Raw genomic sequence first — 6,158 nt, forward strand, 5'->3', positions numbered from 1 at the left:
AATAACACTACCGGTACAATTCCTGTTTTTTTATCAAATGAATCTGTGAAACTTCAAAATCAAATTCTTAAATTTGCACCTCATTAAACGAAACACAAAATCATGTTTGATAATTTAAGTGATAAACTCGATAAAGCCTTTCATATATTAAAAGGTCATGGAAAAATTACAGAAGTAAACGTTGCCGATACCTTAAAAGAAGTTCGAAGAGCTTTATTGGATGCCGACGTTAACTTTAAAATTGCCAAAGATTTTACCACTAGAGTAAAGGAAAAAGCAATAGGTGAAGACGTATTGACTACGTTACAGCCGGGACAATTAATGGTTAAGATCGTTAAAGACGAATTAACCGAATTAATGGGTGGTGATGTAGCAGGTGTGAATCTTTCCGGAAACCCTTCTGTGATTTTGATGTCTGGTTTACAAGGATCCGGTAAGACAACCTTCTCCGGAAAATTGGCAAACTTCCTGAAAACAAAGAAAAACAAAAAACCGTTATTGGTTGCTTGTGATATCTACCGTCCTGCGGCAATTAACCAGTTGCATGTAGTGGGAGAACAAATCGGAGTAGAAGTATATTCCGAACCTGAAAATAAAAACCCGGTTCAGATTGCTCAAAATGCAATCCAGCATGCGAAAGCAAACGGATTCAACGTGGTTATTGTCGATACAGCCGGACGTTTGGCGGTTGACGAGGAAATGATGACCGAAATTGCTAACGTTCACAAAGCAATCCAACCGCAGGAAACCCTATTCGTAGTGGATGCCATGACCGGACAGGATGCGGTGAATACAGCAAAAGCATTCAACGACCGTTTGAACTTTGACGGGGTGATCCTGACCAAATTAGATGGTGATACCCGTGGTGGAGCAGCGATTTCTATTAAATCGGTAGTAAACAAACCGATTAAATTCATCGGTACCGGTGAAAAAATGGAAGCAATCGATGTGTTCTATCCTTCCCGTATGGCCGACCGTATTTTAGGTATGGGTGACGTGGTATCCTTAGTGGAAAGAGCGCAGGAGCAATATGACGAAGAAGAAGCCAGAAAACTACAAAAGAAAATCGCTAAAAACGAATTCGGTTTTGACGATTTCCTGACACAAATACAGCAGGTTAAGAAAATGGGTAACATGAAAGACCTTGTCGGAATGATACCCGGAGCCGGAAAAGCCCTTAAAGATGTAGAAATTGAAGACGATGCTTTCAAACACATTGAAGCGATTATCCACTCGATGACACCATCCGAAAGACAGAAACCGGCATTACTGGATGCAAAAAGAAAAACCAGAATTGCAAAAGGTTCCGGAACCAACATCCAGCAGGTTAACCAACTGCTGAAACAATTCGACCAGATGAGCAAAATGATGAAGATGATGCAGGGAGCAGGAGGGAAAAACCTGATGCGAATGATGGGAGGAATGAAAGGAATGAGATAAAATAAAGACGCGATTTGTCGCGTCTTCTTTTTTACATAAAAACAACAACACAAATACACAGGAATGCAACTACTAGACGGAAAAAAGGTTTCGGACGAAATCAAAAATGAAATTGCTGCCGAAGTGCAGAAAATGAAAGACAACAACGAAAAAGTGCCTCACCTGGCAGCGGTTATCGTTGGTAATGACGGAGCGAGTCTTACGTATGTGGGCAGTAAAGTAAAAGCATGCGAAAAAGTAGGCTTTGAATCTACTTTAGTAAAAATGCCCAGTACGACTTCAGAAACCGAATTGCTGAAAAAAATCAAGGAACTGAATGAAGACGACAATATCGACGGATTCATTGTACAGTTGCCTTTACCGGATCAGATTGATACCCAAAAAGTATTGATGGCTATCGATCCAAGCAAAGACGTAGACGGTTTCCATCCGGAAAACTTCGGTAAAATGGCTTTGGATATGACAACTTTCATTCCGGCAACACCATTTGGAATTCTGGAATTACTGGAGCGCTACAACGTAGAAACAAAAGGAAAGCATACGGTGGTAATCGGAAGAAGCCACATTGTAGGAAGACCGATGAGTATTTTAATGGGAAGAAAAGGATTTCCGGGCAACTCAACCGTGACGCTAACACACAGTCATACTAAAAACATCACGCAAATCACCAGTCAGGCCGATATTATCATTACCGCTTTGGGCGTACCAAACTACCTGAAAGCAGAAATGGTAAAAGACGATGTGGTTATTATCGACGTGGGAATTACCCGTGTTGCAGATGAAAAAGCTGAAAAAGGTTATGTGATTACCGGAGATGTTGATTTTGATAACGTTAGCAAAAAAGCCTCTTTTATCACACCGGTTCCGGGTGGTGTAGGACCAATGACTATCGCCATGCTAATGAAAAATACCTTATTGGCAAGAGAACAAAAAAGATTAAAAACAGCATTATAATATATGATTATTACCAGAGTAATATCTTCAGATCAGCTGCAAACCGTCAGGGATCTGGCTTATGCTATCTGGCCGGATGCTTACGGAACCATTTTGTCGGAGCAGCAACTGGCTTATATGCTTGATAAAATATATGCAATTCCGTCATTGGAAAAGCAAATGGAATCAGGGCATGTTTTTCTGTTAGCAGAAGAAGACGGTGTTTTTTACGGATTTGCTTCTTATGAAGTGAATTATCAGAATTCCGGAAAAACCAAACTTCACAAAATATACGTTCTGCCGCAAACGCAGGGTAAAGGAGTTGGAAAAACATTATTGGCAGCAGTGGAAGAAGCGGTAAAGCTTAACGAAAACCAGGCATTGCTTTTAAATGTTAACCGCTATAACAAAGCCATTGCGTTTTACAAAAAGAACGGATTTGAAGTAATAGCAGAAGAAGACATCGATATTGGCAACGGCTATCTGATGGAAGATTACATCATGGAAAAACCATTTTAGAAATATAAAAAACCCAGGATCAGTATCTTGGGTTTTTTATTACCCGGATTTAAGATACACTTATGGTGTAATAATGGCCGGTCATTTTGCGGTTAATGAAATAAATTTGATAGTGTTTTTATAACACAAAGTTTGAATTTTAACAAAAATTACCGAAAAAATGAAAAAAAATCTACTAAAAGGGTATGTGCTGCCGGTTGTGGTAGCCATGCTGGCGCTTTCGTCCCATGCCCAGGACAAAAGAGGTGTAAAAGAAAAAGTAATCGGAGAAAATGGTTTGCCCAAACTGATTGTTTTCGATGAAAAAGCAACCTACAAACAGAATGATGCTCAAAAGGTTTTTCAGGAACAATTGGGGCTAAAAGAAAATGCCTCCTTTGCAAAGATCAGATCGGAAGCCGATAACCTGGGTTTTACACATGAAAAATACCAGCTCTTTTTTCAGGGCGTGAAAATCGAATTTGCAACTTATACATTACACTCAAAATCCGGGAAACTGGAATCCATGAGTGGTGAATTTTATAAACTTAACAATATTAATGTAGCACCGGCTTTATCAAAAACGCAGGCTTTGCAGCGGGCAATGATCCATACCGGGGCAGCTAAATACCTTTGGGATGATTCACAGTCTGCTGCGGCACTGGGATATACAAAGCCAGAGGGCGAACTGGTACTGCTTCCGGTTTTTGAAGGGGAAAGTATGGCAAAAGACCAGTTGCGCCTGGCGTATAAATTTGATATCTATGCGGTAGAGCCAATCAGCAGAGGAGATCTGTATATCGATGCGGTAACCGGAAAGGCGTTGTTTTACAATGCGACGATAAAACACGCAACACATTTCGGACATACTTCGGACGGATTGGTGTTGCCCAAGAAAAATTGCGGACACAGTCATGCTGCAGATAACGAAAAAGCGGCAACTGCTCTACAGAAAATGGTTGCCGGAAATGCAACAACCCGTTATAGCGGAGCGCAAACCATTGAAACAACGTTAAGCGGAAGTGTTTATATTTTAAAAGATGCCACCCGGGGTAACGGAATCAATACCTATAACCTGCAAACCGGTTCCAACTTTGGTGCGGCAATCAACTTTCAGGATAATGATAATAACTGGACAACGGCAGAACACAGTGTCAATAAAAACAATGCCGCATTGGATGCCCATTGGGGAGCTGTAAAAACCTATGATTACTGGCAGGCAAAACACGGAAGAAACAGTTATAACAATAGCGGAGCAGCGATAAACAGTTATGTGCATTACCAATACAAACTGGATAATGCCTACTGGAACGGAAGTGCGATGCTGTATGGTGACGGAAGTGATACCTACTTTGATGCTTTAACGGCTTTGGATGTTGCCGGACACGAAATTGGCCACGCCGTTTGTACCTATACAGCCAATCTGGCTTATCAAAGAGAATCCGGAGCCATGAATGAAGGCTTTTCCGATATTTGGGGAGCGGCAGTGGAATATTATGCCGCACCGAATAAAGCTACCTGGCTGATAGGGGAAGATATCGAAAGAAGATCCGGTCATGCAGCACTGCGTTCCATGAGTAATCCGAAAAGTGAAGGACAGCCCAATACGTATGGCGGAACCTACTGGGTAAATCCGAACTGTGGAACGCCAACACTATCCAATGATTATTGCGGAGTACATACCAATAGCGGAGTATTAAACCATTGGTTCTATATCCTGGCAGTGGGGAAATCAGGTACGAACGACATCGGAAGTACTTATAATGTAACCGGAATCACGATTGACAAAGCGGCAAAAATTGCATATCGTCTGGAAAGTGTCTATTTGTCGGCCAATTCCACCTTTGCCAATGCAAGAACTTATGGTATCCAGGCGGCAGTTGATTTATACGGAGCGGGATCGGCTGAAGTTATTGCAACTACTAACACCTTTTATGCTGTTGGAATCGGTGCGGCCTATGCCGGAACGACCGATACGACGGCACCAACCGCGCCAACGAATTTAGTAGCCTCCAATATTACAGCCAATAGTGTGGTCCTGACCTGGAATGCCGCTACCGATAATGTAGCGGTTACCGGATACAATATATATAATGGTACAAATCTGCTAACAACTGTAACCGGATTAACTACAACTGTGACCGGGCTGACGGCTTCAACGGCTTATACCTTTTCGGTAAAGGCAAAAGATGCTGCCGGAAATCTGTCGGCATCCGGTAATGCTGTTTCGGTAACAACGGCCGCCGGAAGCGGAACGGCCTATTGTACTTCTAAAGGAAGTAATGCTTCTTATGAGTATATCGATTATGTAGCGCTGAATAATATGGTGAATACGACAGCGTCCAATTCCGGTTATGGAAACTTTACCAATTTAGTTGCTAATTTACCTTATGGAGCAAACACTATATATATAAGTGCAGGATTTGCCAGTACAGCTTATACTGAATACTGGAATATTTGGATTGACTACAACAAAAACGGAACTTTTGAAACTTCCGAAAAAGTTGTTGCCGGATCTTCGGCGAGTAATGCAACCCTGTCGGCAACCTTTACAGTACCCACAACAGCATCAGCCGGAACGACCCGTATGAGAGTTTCGATGAAATATGGAGCAGATGCTACGGCATGTGAAACATTTTCTTATGGTGAAGTGGAAGATTATACAGTTAATATAGGTGCGGCAGCCATTCAAAATACGATTGCTGCAAATATATTAGGTAGTGAAAAGAATAATTTTGATTTTGTTTTATACCCGAATCCGGTAAATGAAGTGCTGAAAGTCACTTTGGCTGACAGCAGACCGGTAACTTTTCGCGTCATAAACCTGTTGGGACAAGAAATACAGCAGGGAGAATTGACCGATGAAGGAATAAATATGGCCAAATTAAATGCCGGAACATATTTATTTGAGATAAATGACGGTCAAAAAGTGGTCACCAAGAAATTTTTAAAGCAATAAAAGCGCAGCCCCGGATGATACCCGGGGCTTTTTTTTGATTTTTTTGCTGGTCTTTTATACTATATATAAGGAGTACTGTAAAAAGAAAATACAACAAAAACCATTGTGGAAGCCTTGTTTTAATAGGGATGGCAGCGGATAAGCGGGATTTGCACCAAAAACCCTCTAAAAATAATTTGTTATATTAAGGATTAGTAATCAGTTTGTTAAGTAATTGTTTTGTAGAAAGGCAAAAAATAGTTTAGAAATAGTTTGGAGAAGAGTAAAAAGGTGCTACTTTTGCACCCGCAATCAAGGCGAAGTTCATTAGATATTGAGGTTGAATCAG

General features: G+C 41.1%; 4 protein-coding genes. All 4 read left to right on the forward strand.

All coding sequences use genetic code 11. The features are described 5' to 3' along the window. Nucleotides 1-102 precede the first annotated feature (102 nt). Nucleotides 103-1,440 (forward strand): signal recognition particle protein, encoded by a 1,338-nt coding sequence (gene ffh, locus BGO42_RS10015; protein WP_177732803.1) that lies wholly within the window; start codon nucleotides 103-105, stop codon nucleotides 1,438-1,440. Nucleotides 1,441-1,503: 63 nt separating this feature from the next. Continuing rightward, nucleotides 1,504-2,394: a bifunctional 5,10-methylenetetrahydrofolate dehydrogenase/5,10-methenyltetrahydrofolate cyclohydrolase gene (locus BGO42_RS10020; RefSeq protein ID WP_273246941.1), complete on the forward strand. Its 891-nt coding sequence runs from the start codon at nucleotides 1,504-1,506 to the stop codon at nucleotides 2,392-2,394. 3 nt (nucleotides 2,395-2,397) lie between these two features. Next, the gene (locus tag BGO42_RS10025; RefSeq protein ID WP_273246942.1) at nucleotides 2,398-2,892 is read left to right on the forward strand and encodes a GNAT family N-acetyltransferase; all 495 of its coding nucleotides are present in this window, start codon (nucleotides 2,398-2,400) and stop codon (nucleotides 2,890-2,892) included. Between the two features lie 160 nt (nucleotides 2,893-3,052). Beyond that, on the forward strand, nucleotides 3,053-5,830 hold the full coding sequence (locus tag BGO42_RS10030) for a M4 family metallopeptidase (protein ID WP_273246943.1): 2,778 nt from the start codon (nucleotides 3,053-3,055) through the stop codon (nucleotides 5,828-5,830). Nucleotides 5,831-6,158 lie beyond the last annotated feature (328 nt).

This window comes from Flavobacterium sp. 40-81 (assembly GCF_001898245.1).
Lineage (GTDB): Bacteria > Bacteroidota > Bacteroidia > Flavobacteriales > Flavobacteriaceae > Flavobacterium > Flavobacterium inviolabile.

Bases quoted from the DNA above. Each gene is read 5' to 3' on its own strand.
- ffh (WP_177732803.1), top strand. From the start codon at position 103: ATGTTTGATAATTTAAGTGATAAACTCGATAAAGCCTTTCATATATTA.
- BGO42_RS10020 (WP_273246941.1), top strand. From the start codon at position 1,504: ATGCAACTACTAGACGGAAAAAAGGTTTCGGACGAAATCAAAAATGAA.
- BGO42_RS10025 (WP_273246942.1), top strand. From the start codon at position 2,398: ATGATTATTACCAGAGTAATATCTTCAGATCAGCTGCAAACCGTCAGG.
- BGO42_RS10030 (WP_273246943.1), top strand. From the start codon at position 3,053: ATGAAAAAAAATCTACTAAAAGGGTATGTGCTGCCGGTTGTGGTAGCC.